Consider the following 15,239-nt stretch of genomic DNA (forward strand, 5'->3'; position numbering starts at 1 on the left):
GCCCGCGGCCCCGGCCGACGAGGACTCGCTGCTCGGCGCGTTCGCCCGGCGGCTGGCCGAGCGCGCGCCCGAGGACCTCATGGTCTTCGACGAGGCCCTGACCGCCTCCGGCGTGCTCGGCGCCCACCTGCCGCCGCGGCTGCCGGGCCACTGGTTCCAGACCCGCGGCGGCTCGCTCGGCGTGGGCATCCCCGGCGCGATCGGGATGAAGATCGCCAACCCCGGCAAGACCGTCGTCGGCTTCACCGGCGACGGCGGGAGCATGTACACCATCCAGGCGCTGGCCACCGCGGTCCGCGAGGGCGCCGGCGCCAAGTTCGTCGTCTGCAACAACCGCGGGTACCGGCTGCTCGACCTCAACATCGAGCAGTACTGGCGCGAGCGGGACATCGCCGCGCACGCCTTCCCGCGCTCCTTCGACCTGGCCCACCCCGAGCTCGGCTTCACCGACATCGCCCGCGGCATGGGCGTGGAGGCGATGCGGGTGGAGAAGCGCTCCCAGGTGGAGGAGGCCGTCGAGCGCATGCTGCTCGACGACCGGCCGTTCCTCATCGACCTCATCACGGAGTGACCGTGGCCGACACCCGCGTCGCCGTCCTGATGGAAAGCGACTACTACGAACCCGAGATCTTCTACTACCAGCGCAGGTTCGCCGAGGAAGGCATCCCGGTCGACTTCATCACCCGCCTGTGGGGCCAGGAGTCAATGACCTTCACCGGGCACGAGTACCGCGCGCCCTTCACGGTCTCCAAGAGCCTGGAGGAGGTCGACCCCTCGGACTACGCGGCGCTCGTCGTGCCCTCGGGCATGGTGTCCGACCGGCTGCGCTACACCGACGACGTGGACCGGCTCGCGCCGGCCACCGAGTTGCTGCGCCGCGCCTTCGAGGACTCCCGCGTCATCAAGGGGATCATCTGCCACGGCATGTGGCTGGCCGCCTCCATCCCCTACGTCGTGCGCGGACGCAAGATCGTCTGCCACAACAACCTGGTCGGTGACGTGCGCAACATGGGCGCGGAGTACGTCGACAAGGACGTGGTGATCGACGGCGACCTCGTCACCGGACGCTCGGGACAGCAGTGCCACCTGTTCGCGAGGACCCTCGTCGACCTGCTCACCCAGAAGGACGAAATCCTATGAACTTCACCTTCTCCGACACGATCGCCGGCCAGGTCAGCGCCTACGACGCGGCCTCCCGCACCGCCACGGTGGTCACCGCCGACGGCCGCGACTTCGCGGTCTCGATGGACGGCGGCCCGAGCGCCGAACTGCTGCACAACCTCGGCGAGCCCTACACCGACGCCTCCGGCCAGCTCGACGCGATGCTCGTGCCCGGGCGCTACCTGTTCGCCTACGGCGTGTTCTACCCGCACGCCGAGGGTGAGATCTTCGACGCCAAGCGCGTCATCTTCCTCGGCCGCCGACCCGGCGAGTTCCGCTTCGAGGAGCAGAACTGGTGGGTCCACCAGATCCAGGAGATCGCCGCGTTCTACCGCAAGGCGCAGTTCGGCGACGGGCCGGTGGACTTCTCCGACTACCGCACGATGATCAGGCTCGGCGGCGAGAAGACCGACAGCCATGTGCAGGAGACCGACACGATCTCGCGCCTGGTCTACGGCATGGCCTCGGCCTACATGCTCACCGGCGACGACGCCTACCTGGAGGTCGCCGAGCGCGGCACCGAATACCTGCGGGCCAACCTGCGCTTCGTCGACGCCGACGAGGACATCGTCTACTGGTACCACGGGCTGAAGATCGAGGGCGACGTGCAGCGCAAGCTGTTCACCTCGGAGTTCTCCGACGACTACGACGCCCTCCCGATGTACGAGCAGATATACGCGCTCGCCGGCCCCGTCCAGACCTACCGGATCACCGGCGACCCGCGCATCAAGAGCGACGCCGAGGCGACGCTGCGGCTGTTCGACCGGTTCTACCTGGACCGGGAGAAGGGCGGCTACTTCTCCCACATCGACCCCATCCTGCTGAGCCCCGACCACGAGTCGCTCGGCGAGAACCGCGCCAGGAAGAACTGGAACTCGGTCGGCGACCACGCCCCCGCCTACCTGATCAACCTGTACCTGGCCACCGGCGACCCCAAGTACGCCGCGTTCCTGGAGTACACCTTCGACACCATCGTCGAGCACTTCCCCGACGACAAGAACAGCCCGTTCGTCCAGGAGCGCTTCCACCGCGACTGGTCGCACGACACCGCGCACGGCTGGCAGCTCAACCGCGCCGTCGTCGGCCACAACCTGAAGATCGCCTGGAACCTCATGCGGATGAACTCGCTGAAGCCCAAGGCGGAGTACGCCGAGCTCGCCACGCACATCGGCGACATCATGCCGCCCATCGGCGCCGACCGGCAGCGCGGCGGCTGGTACGACGTCGTGGAGCGCCTGCGCCGCGAGGGCGAGGACCGCTTCCGGTTCGTCTGGCACGACCGCAAGGCGTGGTGGCAGCAGGAGCAGGCCGTGCTGGCCTACCTCATCCTGTTCGGCGTCACCGGCCAGGACCGCTTCCGCGACGAGGCCCGCGGCGCCGAGTCGTTCTACAACGCCTTCTTCCTCGACCACGACGAGGGCGCGGTCTACTTCAACGTGCTCGCCAGCGGCCTGCCGTACCTGCTCGGCACCGAGCGGCTCAAGGGCAGCCACTCGATGAGCATGTACCACTCCTCCGAGCTGTGCTACCTGGCCGCCGTCTACAACAACCTGCTCATCAGCGGCAAGCCGATGGACCTGTACTTCAAGCCCGACCCCGACGGCTTCGACGACCGGGTCCTGCGCGTCTCGCCGGACCTGCTGCCGCCCGGCTCCATCAGGATCGGCGCGGTCGAGATCGACGGCGAGCCCTACGACGACTACGACGCCGGCGCGCTCACCGTGAACCTCCCCGAGGCCACCGGGCGCGTCAAGGTGAAGGTCACAGTGGAGGCCGTCCGATGACGGCCGGCGTCACCCTCAGCACGGCGGGCGGCCTCACCGTCGCCCGCGTCGAGGGCGAGATCACCAGCGCCACGGCCCCGGCCGTCCAGGAGCGCCTGCTGCCGCTGGCCGGCCGCTCCGGCACGCTGCTCGTCGACTTCTCCGCCGTGACCTACGTCTCCAGCGCCGGACTGCGCATGCTGCTGATCCTGTACCGGCGGGCCCAGCAGGCCGAGGCGCGCGTCGTCATCGGCGGGCTGTCGCCGGAGGTGCGGTTCGTCATGTCGGCCACCGGGTTCCTCGGCTTCTTCGAGGTCGCCGACGACGTCGAGGGCGAGATGGGCCGCCTCGCGGCCGAGATGGGACGCGTGGGACCGTGACCGCCGAGCGCATCGACCTCCCGCGGATCGACGACTTCCCGACCCGGCGGATCGGCGCGTACCGCGTGCGGCAGGGCCGGCCCTTCCCGCACGGCGCCACCCTGGTGCCGGGCGGGGTGAACTTCTCGGTCTTCTCCGACGGCGCCACCGCCATGACGCTGGTGCTGTACCGGCGCGGCGACGCCGAGCCGCTGGAGGAGCTGCCGTTCCCGCCCGAGTACCGCATCGGGAGCGTCTTCACCATGACCGTCTTCGGCCTGGACCTGGAGAGCCTCGAATACGGCTACCGCGCGGAGGGCCCGTTCGACCCGGCGCGCGGCGACCGGTTCGACCCGGGCGCCATCCTGGCCGACCCGCACGCGCTGCTGCTGTCCGGGCGGGACGTGTGGGGCGTCCCGCCCGACTGGAGCAAGCCCTACCAGTACCGGTCCATGATCGCCCAGGAGGACTTCGACTGGGAGGACGACGTGCCGCTGCGCACGCCGAGCGAGGACCTGGTCATCTACGAGACCCACGTCCGCGGCTTCACCCGCCACCCCTCCTCGGGGGTGGCGGCCCCGGGCACCTACGCCGGGCTGCGGGAGAAGATCCCCTACCTGCGCGACCTCGGCGTCAACTGCGTCGAGCTGATGCCGATCTTCGAGTTCGACGAGTTCGACAACGGGCGCGTCAACCCCGCGACCGGCGAGCGGCTGCACAACTACTGGGGCTACAACACCATCGGCTTCTTCGCCCCCAAGGCCGGGTACGCCGCGACCGGCGCGTTCGGCATGCAGGCCGACGAGTTCAAGGCGCTGGTTAAGGACCTGCACAGGGCCGGCATCGAGGTGATGCTCGACGTGGTGTTCAACCACACCGCCGAGGGCAACGAGCAGGGCCCGACGATCTCTTTCAAGGGCCTGGACAACGCCACCTACTACATGCTCACCCCCGAGGGGTACTACTACAACTTCAGCGGCACAGGGAACACCGTCAACTGCAACCACCCCGTGGTGCGCGACTTCGTGCTCACCTGCCTTCGCCACTGGGTGTCGGAGTACCACGTCGACGGGTTCCGCTTCGACCTGGCCGCGATCCTGGACCGCGGCCCGGACGGCGCCCCGCTGCCCAACCCGCCGCTGCTGGAGCAGCTCGCCTACGACCCGATCCTGCGCCACACCAAGCTCATCGCCGAGGCATGGGACGCCGGAGGGCTCTACCAGGTCGGGCACTTCCCCAACTACGGCCGCTGGTCGGAGTGGAACGGCAAGTACCGCGACGTCCTGCGCAGGTTCCTCAAGGGCGACGAGGGCACCACCGGAGAGTTGGCGGCGCGCGTCGCCGGCTCGCCCGACCTGTACGGCGGGCGCGGACCGGCCGCCTCGGTCAACTTCGTCACCGCGCACGACGGCTTCACCCTCAACGACCTGGTCTCCTACAACGACAAGCACAACGAGGCCAACGGCGAGGGCAACGCCGACGGCGCCAACGACAACAACAGCTGGAACCACGGCGCAGAGGGCCCGACCGAGGACCCGGAAATCAACGCGCTGCGCACCCGCCAGATGAAGAACGCGCTGGCGATATTGCTGGTCAGCCAGGGCATCCCCATGCTGCTGGCCGGCGACGAGGTGGGTCGCACCCAGCTCGGCAACAACAACACCTACTGCCAGGACAACGAGCTTTCGTGGTTCGACTGGACGCTGACCGACGCCAACGCCGAGCTGCTCAGGTTCGCCCGGCGGATGATCGCCTTCCGGCACGCCCACCCCGTCCTGCGCGAGGGCAGGCACCCGCTCGGCGTCGACACCACCGGGGTCGGCCTGCCGGACGTGAGCTGGCACGGGGTGGACGCCTGGCGGCCCGACTGGTCGCCCGGCAGCAGGCTGCTGGCCGTGATGCGAGCCGGGCGCGACGCGGACGGGGCGATGGACCAGCTCTACGTGGTGATGAACTCCCACTGGGAGGGCCACGACGTCGAGCTGCCCGACCCCGCGGGCGGCGTCTGGCGCCTGTTCGCCGACACCGGCGCCTCCGCGCCGCACGACGTCCACGACCCCGGCGCCGAGCCGGCGACCGCCTACCCCGGGCGCGTGTACGTCGCACCCCGCTCAGTGGTGATCCTGACCCGCTCCGACGACTAGGAGAACTGACGTGGCATTCATCGCAACCCTCAGCACCGGCTCGGGCACCGCGACCATCCGCCTGGCCGGCGAGCTCGACGCCGCCACCGCGCCGGAGTTCCACGACGCCATCGACGACGCCGTGGCCACCGGGGCCGCCCGGCTGGTGATCGACGCCTCCGAGCTGACCTACATCGCCAGCGCCGGCCTGCGCGCCCTGGTGTTCGCCCGGCAGAAGGTCGCCGAGGACGTCACCATCTCCCTGGTCGGCGTCACCGAGCCCGTCCTGAAGGTCATCAAGATGGCCGGGCTCGACCACGGCTTCGACATCACCGGCTCGTGAGCCCGTCGTGCCGCGCATCCCGGCGTCCCTGTCGTCCCTCGACCAGGTGGCGGCCTACGTGCTCTCTCTAGCCGAGCGCGCGGGCCTGCCTCCCGGCCTCTCCGACCGGCTGCGACTGGCGGCCGACGAGCTGGCGACCAACATCGTGGTCCACGGCTACGGGGAGACCGGAGGCGAGTTCGCCGTCGAGGGCGGGATGGACGGAGAGTCGGTCTGGGTCAGGTTCGAGGACGACGCCCGGCCGTTCGACCCCAGGTCCGGATACCGGCGGCCGGACTACGGGCTGCCGTTCGCACAACGCCGCATCGGCGGTCTCGGGGTGTACCTCGCCCTGACCGCCGTTGACGGCTTCACCTACCGGCGAGTCGCGGGGCGCAACATCAGCACGCTGCGGATCCTCAGGGATGGAGCACATCAAAATGACCAGCGTTCTCGTGCTGGATGACGATTCGCCGCCCCCCGCCCTGCGGCGGGCCCTCGCCGAGGCGGGGGTCCGCGTGCGGGTGCACTCACCGGCCGACGTGCTCGCGGCCGAACGGATCCCCGAAGTGGACGTCCTGCTGGCCTCCGCCGCCGTGCCGCCCAACATCGTGCGGGCCGTCGCCCGGCGGATGGACGAGGAGGGTTGGCGGCCCACGCTGCTCGCCTACACCGAGCACGACTTCGGCGCGCTGGAAGGGCACGTCCACGGCGGGGCCGACTACCTGATGCCGCCGTTCCTGACCTCGCTCGTCCGCGCGCGGCTCGGCACCTGCCACGAGCAGGCCGAGCTGAGCCGCGCGCTGCGGCTGGCGGGAGGCGAGGCCGATCTGCACCGGTACGAGCGCGAGCTGGAGATCGGCAGGGAGATCCAGCTCGGCTTCCTGCCCGACTCGCTGCCCACGCCCGCCGGGTGGGACATCGACGTGCGCTACCGCCCGGCGAGGACCGTCGCCGGCGACTTCTACGACGTGTTCGAGCTGGTCAACCGCCGCAGGCTCGGGCTGGTCGTCGCCGATGTGTGCGACAAGGGGGTGGGGGCCGCGCTGTTCATGGCGCTCATCCGCAGCCTGCTGCGCCACACCGCCGAGCACGGCGGCGTCCATGGCCTCAAGAGCGTCGACCTGCCGGGCGACGCGCGATCCATGCCCGTGGCCGGCGCCGCCACCCTGCTCAACGCCGTCGAGGCGACCAACGAGTACCTCACCCGCAACCACGTCCACCAGGGCTACTTCGCGACCATGTTCTTCGCGGTGCTCGACCCGGTCACCGGAGGGCTGGTCTACATCAACGGGGGCCACAACCCGCCCGTGCTGATCCGCGGCGACGGCGGGGCCCCGCTCGTGCTGGACCCGACCGGGCCGGCCGTGGGCGTGCTGCGCGACTCGACCTTCACGCTCGGCCACGCCCACCTGGACCCCGGCGACCTGCTGTTCATCTACACCGACGGGGTGACCGAGGCACGCGACCCCCACCGGGCGTTCTTCGGGGAGGACAGGATGCTGGACGTGCTGCGCGAGGGCGCCGGCTCCGGGGACGACCTGCTGCGGCGCGTCGACGGCGCGCTCACCGGGTTCGTCGGCACGGCCGAGCAGTCCGACGACATCACCATGCTGGCCCTGCACAGGACCGGCCCCTGATGGCCCGCGTCGTCACCATGCACTCCTACCGGGGAGGCACCGGCAAGTCGAGCACGGCGGCCAACATGGCGCTGCTGTTCGCCGCGGGCGGCCTGCGGGTGGGCGTCCTGGACACCGACATCCAGTCCCCGGCCGTGGACGCCATCTTCGGCCTCGAACCCGACCCCTCGATGTGCACCTTCGCCGACTACCTGGTCGGCCGCTGCGAGATCGAGGACGCCGCCCGGCCCGTGGACGGCATGGACCTGTTCGTGGTCCCGAGCCGGGCCGGGCTCACCGCCATCAACGAGATCATGACCAGCGGCTACGACCTCGGGCTGCTGAACGAGGCCGTCCTGCGGCTCACCGCCTCGCTGGCGCTGGACGTGCTGATCATGGACACGCACACGGGCATCAACACCGAGACCGTCACCGCCGTGGCCGGCTCGGACGCGATGGTCATCGTCACCCGCGCCCACCGGCTGGACCTGGCGGGCGCGGGCGAGAGCGTCGCCCTGGCCGACCGGCTCGGCTGCCGGCAGCGCATCGTCGTGGTCAACATGGTCCCCGAGGGGATCGAGGACGGCGACCTGGTGCCGCGGGTCGAGCAGGCCTACGGCCTGCCGGTCGCCGCGGTGCTGCCGTACGTCCCCGCGATGGCCGGACCGGACGGCGCCCACGTCTTCGTCACCGCCGACCCCGGGCACGCCTCCGCCGCCGGATATCACGACATCAACGCCTTGGTGATGTCCGACACCGTCTGCCGGCTGCCCTCCTGACGGGCACGGCGCGACGGCGCCCCTCGCGCGGCGCGGCCGGCGTGGGGGGCGGCCGGTCAGGGGTGTGCCCGGCCTTCGCTTGACAAGCGGACTTGACACAGTAGCCGCGCATACATGTCGGTTCTCGGCGTCGGCAGGTACCGTTACGTGCAGTGAACGCGCAATCGCTCCCTTGGCTGAAGGCGGGAGGCGACACCGTGAGCTTCATTGTCAGGCGTGACGGTTCCCCGCTCGGCGGCATTCACGTTCCATCCCGGCTGCTGGGCGAGTTCGACCTGCGACGCATCCGCCAGGGCCGTCACCAGCGCCTCTGGCAGGTGTTCGGCGCGCACACCACCGGTTCGGGCACGACCTTCTCGGCGTGGGCGCCGAGCGCCCGCGAGGTCCGGGTGGCCGGCGACCTCGACGGCAGGGAGGGCGGGTCCTCGCACCGCATGCTCCCGATCGGCTCCTCGGGCATCTGGGAGCTCTACCTGCCCGACGTCGGCGACGGCTACCGGTACATGTACGACGTCCTGGGCGCCGACGGGCAGTGGCGGCGCAAGGCCGACCCGTTCGCCTCGGCCGCCGACCGCCCTCCGGGCACCGCGTCGGTCGTGTTCACCTCCGGGCACCGCTGGCGCGACGCCGCCTGGCTGGAGCGCCGGGCGCGGGCGGTGGCGCAGGAGGAGCCGATGAGCGTCTACGAGCTGCATCTCGGCTCCTGGCGGCCCGGCCTGACCTACCGCGAGCTGGCCGAGGCGCTGCCGCCGTACGTCGCGGGGCTCGGCTTCACGCACGTGGAACTCCTGCCGGTGGCCGAGCACACCTCCGACGAGCGGCTGCCCACCGCCCTGTACGCGCCGACCGCGAGATACGGCGACCCCGACGACTTCCGCCGCCTGGTGGACCGGCTCCACCAGGCGGGCGTCGGCGTCATCCTCGACTGGACGCCGCTATGTTTCGCCGCCGACGAGGAGGGGCTCGCCTGCTTCGACGGCACACCCCTGTACGAGGCGGTGGACGCCGGCGACGGCAAGCCGAGCGTCCCCGGCGGCGCCCGCGAGGCTCCCGCCGCGCACGCCTTCGACCACCGGAGCCCGTGGGTCCGCAACTTCCTGACGGCCAACGCGCTGCACTGGTGCTCGCAGTTCCACATCGATGGCCTGCGCACCTCCGGGTACCCGGGCGACCGCGACCCCGAGGCCGTCGCGCCGTTCTTCCGCGAGGTCAACTCCACGCTGCACTGGCTGAGCCCGGGGACGGTGGCGGTCGCCGAGGCGGCGGGCGCGGCCGAGGAGACCGCGCCGCTCACCGGGGTCGCCGGGCCGGGCTTCGACCTGCGGTGGAACACCGGCTGGACGCAGGACTGCCTCGGCTACCTGGCGAGGGACCCCGATGACCGCAGGTACCACCACGGGGAGATCACCTTTCCCATGGTGTACGCCTACTCCGAGCGCCACATCCTGCCGGTCTCGCACGCGGCCGGGTCGCTGTCGTCCGCGCTGCCCGGCGACGCGCGGCGGCGGCGGGCGGGCCTGAGGGGCTTCCTCGCCTTCATGTGGGCCCATCCGGGCAAGAAGCTGCTGTTCATGGGCCAGGAGTTCGCGCACGAGGGGGAGTGGGACGAGCCTCTCGGCCTGGGCTGGGAGGAGGCCGACGAGGGCGTGCGCACCCTGGTGCGCGACCTGAACGCCGCCTACCGCCGGCTGCCGGCGCTGTGGCGGCTGGACGCCTCTCCCGACGGGTTCGGCTGGATCGTCCCGGACGCGGCGAGCGACAACGTGCTGGCCTTCCTGCGCTATGACGACGACGGCACGCCGCTGGCGTGCGTGTGCAACTTCTCCGCGGTCGCCCGCGAGGACTACCGGGTGGGGCTGCCGTTCACGGGCCGGTGGGCCGAGGTGATCAACACCGACGCCGCGCCGTACGGGGGGAGCGGGCTGGGCAACCTCGGGGCCGTGGAGGCGACGGCCTCCCCGTGGCACCGCTGCGAGGCGAGCGCCTCCATGGTCCTCCCGCCGCTGTCCACCGTGTGGCTGCGTCCGGACCCTCGTCCGGTTTCTGACAAAGTCAGCGCCCCCTAGCGCAAAAAAACCGCACGGCCGGTATTGTTTTCTTCGGCACCTCTTACGGGTGTTCGCCTTTGAACTCTGTGGGCGCGGGCCGCGGACATAGGGGGTCGCCCGTGAGCGTCAGTTCCTTCACCTCTGAACAGGAGAACGCGGCGTCGGAGTTCTTCGCACGGTTCTGCGGCATCGTGTTCTCCTCCCTCAAGCGTCGCGACCAGCGCAGATGGGCACGGCTGTACATCCGGGGGCTGCTGTCCATCGAGGGACGCAAGACCATGCGCGGCATCGCCTCCCTGGAGGCCGAGCCCGCCGTCGAGCAGAGCCTGCAGCAGTTCATCAGCCAGTCCCCGTGGGGCTGGATCTCCGTGCGGCGCGCCCTGGCCGGCTACCTCGAACAGGCCATCCGCCCGATCGCGCTGGTCGCCGAGCCGCTGGTGATCCCCAAGTCGGGGGACCACTCGGTCGGCGTCGAGCGCCGGTTCGTCCAGAAGCTCGGCCGCCTGGCCAACTGCCAGCAGGTCGTCGGGGTATGGCTGGCCTCCGAGCAGGCGGCCTTCCCCATCGACTGGCGTCTCATCCTGCCCGAGAGCTGGACCGACGACCCGGGCCGCCGGCGACGGGCGGGCATCCCCGACGAGGAGGTCAGCCTCACCGTCGAGGAGTGCGCCGCCGAGGTGGTCACGAGCATCGTCCACGGGTGGGGCCTCAAGCCGCGCCCGGTCGTGATGGACGCCAGGGAGATCGACCTCGGACGGCTGATCTACGAGCTGTCCGCGCGGCAGGTCCCGTTCGTGCTGCGGGTGAACGACTCGGTGCCGGTCAGTCCCTCGGACCCGCGCATCCCGATGGGCATGGGCCGCCGCATCGAAGCCGGCCGGCTGGTCGACGCGCTGCGCGACGTCAACCGCATCGTGGAGTCCCGCAGGCCCCCGTCCATGGGCGCCACCCCGGCGCCGCAGTCGGTGGTCGTGGCCGCGCGGGTGCACACCCCGTTCCACTCGGCGACGGCCCAGGACGAGCCGCCGGCCCTCACCCTGCTCGGCGCCTGCCTCGGCCCCGAACGGCGCTCGGTCGCGGTGTGGTTGTCCAACATCACCACGCTGCCGCCCACGACGCTGCTGCGCCTGGCCGAGACGGCCGAGCGGGTGGCCTGGGACCGGGCGGGGGTGACCCACCGCCTCGGCCTGCGCGACTTCGAGGGCAGGTCGTTCCGCGGCTGGCACCACCACGTGACGCTGGTGTCGGCCGCGCACGCCTTCTGGATGCTCCTGTCGGGCGCCCGCGACCACCGCCTGTTCCCCCCCGGCCCAACCCCCGCCGTCCCCACCGCCCAAACCCCCCGCACCGCCTGACCCCCACCCTCCTACGTGCGCGGCGCGTACTAGTTGGGCGGTGTGAGGAGGGTGCCGAAGACGACGGTGAAGAACGAGGCGAAGGCGTCGGGCGAGCGGGTGGCGCGGGCGTCGATGAGGGTGCCTTCCCAGGCGTTGACGATGAGCCGGGCCGTCGCGGCGGGGTCGAGGCCGGTGCGGAGCCCGCCCGCCTGCGCGGCCTCGGCGAGCACGGCCGCGACCAGGTCCGACCACGCGCGCAGGCTGTCGCCGACGCTCGCGCGGATGGTCTCGCTGTGGTCGGTGATCTCGGTGCCGAAGTTGCCGAACATGCAGCCGCGCTTGTAGCCCCAGCTCACGACGTCGTCGCGCAGGAACTCGAAGTGCTTCCTGAGCCGGGTCAGCGGCTCGACGGAGGTGTCGGCGAGGTCGCGCATGCGCCGGCCCTCGCCGTAGCGCTCCAGGGCGATGACGGCCAGCGACTCCTTGCTGGCGAAGTGGTTGTAGAAGGACCCCTTCGGCACGCCGGCGCCGTCGGTGATGTCCTTCACCCCCGCCGCGTTGTACCCGCGGGCGTGGAACTGGTCGAGCGCGGCCTCGACGATCTCTTCGCGCATGCTCTGCCGTGCCACGGCCATCCCCGCCTTGTCCACCAATATGGTCGGTCGTCTTATAGTACCCAACCGTGCCCGGGGTTGAGGAACCGGCGGACAGCCGTTGGCGCTGAGAACGATCAAGAAGCACTCATGGCTTTGGGGCTGGGGACGCCTTCGGGAGGAGGACGCCGGGTCGGTGCCATGAAGTGCAAAGTAGCTCCGAGTGACCGCTTCTCGGTGCCGGCGAACCCGTCTGCCGACACTCCGCCGAAACCGCGAGGTCGCAGGCGGTGAGCCCCCGCCCGACGGCTGCCCCCAGCCTCCGCATAGGAACCTCACCACGGGTCGGCTCCGGGTGGGGAGCCGTGCCAGTCCAGGCACACGATGGTGGCATCGTCGGCCATGTGGCCCTGGCAGGCGTCCATCACCGCGGTGACCAGGGTCTGGACGACCTGCCTGGGGTGCTGGTGGCGGGTGCCTAGCAAGAGGGCGGGCAGGTCGACGGCTGCGGCGCCGCGTTCTAACATGCCGTCGGTGAGCAGCAGCAGCCGGTCACCGGCGCGCAGGTCCAGGTGCTGCACCCGGTAGGAACCGCGCACATCGACGCCGAAGGGCGGGTCGATCTGCAAAGTCACCTCCGCCACCATGCCCTCGCGCAGGCGCAGCGGCCAGGGATGGCCGGCGTTGACGAGTTCGACGCCGGTGCCATCCATGGCGACGCGCAACAGTTGCCCGGTGGTCAGGGCGCCGCGACCGTGGTCCAGCATGGCTTGATGGGCCTGGCGTGCCTGCTCGGCGATGCCTGCGCCTGCGCGGCGGGCTCCGCGCAACGCGTTGACTGTGAGGGTGGCCAGCATGGCCGCCTCGACGTCATGGCCCATGGCATCGGTGAGGGAGACGTGCAAAGCCTCACCGTCAAGCGCGTAGTCGTAGGTGTCGCCGCCGATGTCGTCGGCGGGCACCAGGCCCGCGGCGAGGATGAAGTCGGCCGCCTCGCAGCAGGAGGCGTCCGGCAGGAGCTGGTACTGGATCTCGGCGGCCAGGCTCGTCGCGGTGGTGCGACGCCGCCGGTGGTAGAGGTCGGTGAAGCGCCGGTCGGTGATGATGATGTACGCCAGGGCGTGCGCGGCCTGGGTGACCTGCTCCAGTATGTCCTGGTCGAGGTCGGGAACGGTCACCTCCAGCACTCCGATCGGGTCGCCGCGGTTGCTGACCGGCACGATCACCCTCTGCCCGTCCTCGTCGCCTGCCACCGAGTACGGCTCTTGCGTGCGCAACACCTCGTCGTAGTCGCTGCCGTCGAGCATGATGCATTCGGCGTCTCGCCTGCTTGGCGTCGCGGTCTGCTCGGTCACCCGCACCAGTTCGCGTCCGATGAGGTCGACGATGAGCAAGGACACCCGCCGGGCTCCGAAACGCTTCTGCAGGTTGCTCGCCACCACGTCCAAAGACTCCATGGGCGCGGCGTTCTCCGCGGCTGCCAGTACCTCGGCCAGCTCCAGCCTTCCCCCGAACACGCCGCCCTCCTTCGCTTTTCATCGGTCACATCCAGCGAAGTGGTGCATGTATCAACCTTCGCGTGATCTTGTTCCTGCGGATTCAAGCAGCTGCTGGGCCGATCGCCCCCTACGGGCAGGCAGGCGCGCGGGGTTGTCCCCTCTCCTCTCAGCCAGGCTGCTCGCCCAACAATGGCGGCGTTCACCGGGTCGAGGCGGACGTCGGGTTCAGGTACATCCGGAGCCGGACGCGGGAACCTGCGCCGGCCTGGTCGATGGTGAACTCATCGCACAGGTGACTCATTAGCCACAGCCCAAGTCCGCGGCACGCACCCGGGCCGGGAGGCTCATGGGGGCGTGCTCGGCACGCAGGCGTCCTGCGGCGTCTACGACGTCGACCGTCAACGCCTGGGTGTCGTACCGAATGCTCACGGTGCCGATCGCCTCGCCGTGCTCGAGCACGTTGACGATGGCCTCGTTGGCGGCCAGCACCAGGTCATCGAGCCGTTCTCCGGCCAGTCCCGCCCGGCCGGCGTAGTGGTACAGGTGCCGTCGTAAACCAATCAGATCATAGCTGATCGGCCAACCGTAACGTTGCCCGCTGTGCACACCCCGCCCCTTTCCGTGAACGTGTCCGTGGCTCCACCGAGGGACTACCAACGCGCCTATCAGAACCCGATCAGCGACGGCGAGCAGGCTCACGGAAAGGGCCATCGAGGGGTGCCACCGGCCGTCGACGACACCTCGCCGATGAACGCCCCGCCGAACCCACCGGTCGGTGCCGCCAATGGTGCCGGCCTTCAGGCCGGGCGGTGTCTCGCGTTGTCGGGCCGGTGGTGGTCGCAATTCTGCCGGAGTTCGGTGTTGATGCGGAGGGCTTCGGCGAGTTGGTCTTCCAGGATGATGATGCGGCAGGCGGCTTCCAAGGCGGTGCCCTGGTCGAGGAGTTCGCGGGCGCGGGCGGCCAGGCGGAGCTGGTAGCGGGAGTAGCGGCGGTGGCCGCCGGCGGAGCGCTGCGGCTCGATCAGTTTGGCGGCGCCCAGGTTGCGCAGGAACGCCGGGGTGACGCCGAGGATCTCAGCGGCCCGGCCCATGCTGTAGGCGGGGTAGTCCTCATCGTCGAACCGTTGACCGGGGGTGTCGCCCGGTGTGGCGGGGAGCCCAATGGTGCTGCCCGCGGTGTCGGCCCGGTAGGCCGTTTCAGCCGTGTCGGCGCTGCCGCGGAGCCTGGGCTGCGCGCGGACGGCCAACGCTATCGGTGCTTGGTCCATACAACCTTCCTGACGACCTTCCCGAATGCCAACAGGGCCCCGGCGCATGATGCGTCGGGGCCCACGAGGTTCAACACCATCTACCGGCCCGGAGGCCGACCTGTCTGTTCCGCAGTGGCCGCCCTATGGGGGCGGGGATGCGGGGATCGCGTATGCGTGACCGTAGACCACCTTCCAATCCGTGGGACTGCGGTACCCGTGCGGCGAACATCAGCCGACAACGGGCGATCCTGATGGCGTTCAACACTCCTTCGCTCTTTGCTGGCGTTACTACCTCGACCTCATGCATCACTACTTACCGCAGCTGCGCCGCCCACGGCCGGGACCCTTCACCTGCTGCTGGCCCTAGCACGTCCGACGTTGGTACC

General features: G+C 70.5%; 15 protein-coding genes. 11 read left to right on the forward strand and 4 right to left on the reverse strand.

Annotation, left to right across the window (positions count from 1 at the left end):
- The 11 genes from ABZU32_RS14415 to ABZU32_RS14465 form a co-directional block, all read left to right on the forward strand.
- A partial coding sequence (locus ABZU32_RS14415) for a thiamine pyrophosphate-dependent enzyme (RefSeq protein ID WP_354921885.1) occupies positions 1-571 on the forward strand: 571 nt, incomplete at its 5' end.
- Between the two features lie 2 nt (positions 572-573).
- Entirely contained in the window at positions 574-1,140 is a 567-nt protein-coding gene (locus ABZU32_RS14420) for a DJ-1/PfpI family protein (RefSeq protein WP_354838547.1), read from the forward strand.
- Entirely contained in the window at positions 1,137-2,945 is a 1,809-nt protein-coding gene (locus ABZU32_RS14425) for an AGE family epimerase/isomerase (RefSeq protein ID WP_354921888.1), read from the forward strand. The genes ABZU32_RS14420 and ABZU32_RS14425 overlap by 4 nt, the downstream gene beginning before the upstream one ends.
- Entirely contained in the window at positions 2,942-3,304 is a 363-nt protein-coding gene (locus ABZU32_RS14430; protein WP_354921891.1) for an STAS domain-containing protein, read from the forward strand. The genes ABZU32_RS14425 and ABZU32_RS14430 overlap by 4 nt, the downstream gene beginning before the upstream one ends.
- On the forward strand, positions 3,301-5,427 hold the full coding sequence (gene glgX, locus ABZU32_RS14435; RefSeq protein WP_354921894.1) for a glycogen debranching protein GlgX: 2,127 nt from the start codon (positions 3,301-3,303) through the stop codon (positions 5,425-5,427). Before ABZU32_RS14430 ends, glgX begins: the two co-directional genes overlap by 4 nt.
- Positions 5,428-5,437: 10 nt before the next feature.
- Positions 5,438-5,749 carry an STAS domain-containing protein gene (locus tag ABZU32_RS14440; RefSeq protein WP_354921896.1) on the forward strand — a complete coding sequence of 104 codons (312 nt, stop codon included), beginning with the start codon at positions 5,438-5,440 and terminating at the stop codon, positions 5,747-5,749.
- A gap of 7 nt (positions 5,750-5,756) precedes the next feature.
- Complete coding sequence (locus ABZU32_RS14445) at positions 5,757-6,194, forward strand: ATP-binding protein (protein ID WP_354921899.1); 438 nt, start codon at positions 5,757-5,759, stop codon at positions 6,192-6,194.
- Entirely contained in the window at positions 6,169-7,368 is a 1,200-nt protein-coding gene (locus ABZU32_RS14450; RefSeq protein ID WP_354921902.1) for a PP2C family protein-serine/threonine phosphatase, read from the forward strand. Before ABZU32_RS14445 ends, ABZU32_RS14450 begins: the two co-directional genes overlap by 26 nt.
- A complete protein-coding gene (locus tag ABZU32_RS14455; protein WP_354921905.1) occupies positions 7,368-8,126 on the forward strand; it encodes a MinD/ParA family protein in 759 nt (252 codons plus the stop codon). Before ABZU32_RS14450 ends, ABZU32_RS14455 begins: the two co-directional genes overlap by 1 nt.
- 197 nt (positions 8,127-8,323) lie before the next feature.
- Positions 8,324-10,192: a 1,4-alpha-glucan branching enzyme gene (gene glgB, locus ABZU32_RS14460; RefSeq protein ID WP_354921908.1), complete on the forward strand. Its 1,869-nt coding sequence runs from the start codon at positions 8,324-8,326 to the stop codon at positions 10,190-10,192.
- 101 nt (positions 10,193-10,293) lie between these two features.
- The gene (locus tag ABZU32_RS14465; protein ID WP_354921911.1) at positions 10,294-11,529 is read left to right on the forward strand and encodes a transposase; all 1,236 of its coding nucleotides are present in this window, start codon (positions 10,294-10,296) and stop codon (positions 11,527-11,529) included.
- Between the two features lie 29 nt (positions 11,530-11,558).
- Here the strand turns inward: ABZU32_RS14465 and ABZU32_RS14470 are convergent, their stop codons facing one another.
- The 4 genes from ABZU32_RS14470 to ABZU32_RS14485 all read right to left on the reverse strand — a co-directional run bounded on the left by ABZU32_RS14470 (position 11,559) and on the right by ABZU32_RS14485 (position 14,694).
- On the reverse strand, positions 11,559-12,146 hold the full coding sequence (locus tag ABZU32_RS14470; protein ID WP_354921914.1) for a TetR family transcriptional regulator C-terminal domain-containing protein: 588 nt from the start codon (positions 12,144-12,146) through the stop codon (positions 11,559-11,561).
- Between the two features lie 293 nt (positions 12,147-12,439).
- A complete protein-coding gene (locus ABZU32_RS14475) occupies positions 12,440-13,621 on the reverse strand; it encodes a GAF domain-containing SpoIIE family protein phosphatase (RefSeq protein WP_354921917.1) in 1,182 nt (393 codons plus the stop codon).
- 282 nt (positions 13,622-13,903) lie between these two features.
- Positions 13,904-14,209, reverse strand: coding sequence for an ATP-binding protein (locus tag ABZU32_RS14480; protein WP_354921920.1), 306 nt, complete (start codon positions 14,207-14,209; stop codon positions 13,904-13,906).
- Between the two features lie 191 nt (positions 14,210-14,400).
- Positions 14,401-14,694: a MerR family transcriptional regulator gene (locus ABZU32_RS14485; protein WP_354922225.1), complete on the reverse strand. Its 294-nt coding sequence runs from the start codon at positions 14,692-14,694 to the stop codon at positions 14,401-14,403.
- Between the last annotated feature and the right edge of the window lie 545 nt (positions 14,695-15,239).

The sequence above is a fragment of the Sphaerisporangium sp. NPDC005288 genome, from assembly GCF_040607475.1.
Classification (GTDB): domain Bacteria; phylum Actinomycetota; class Actinomycetes; order Streptosporangiales; family Streptosporangiaceae; genus Sphaerisporangium; species Sphaerisporangium rhizosphaerae.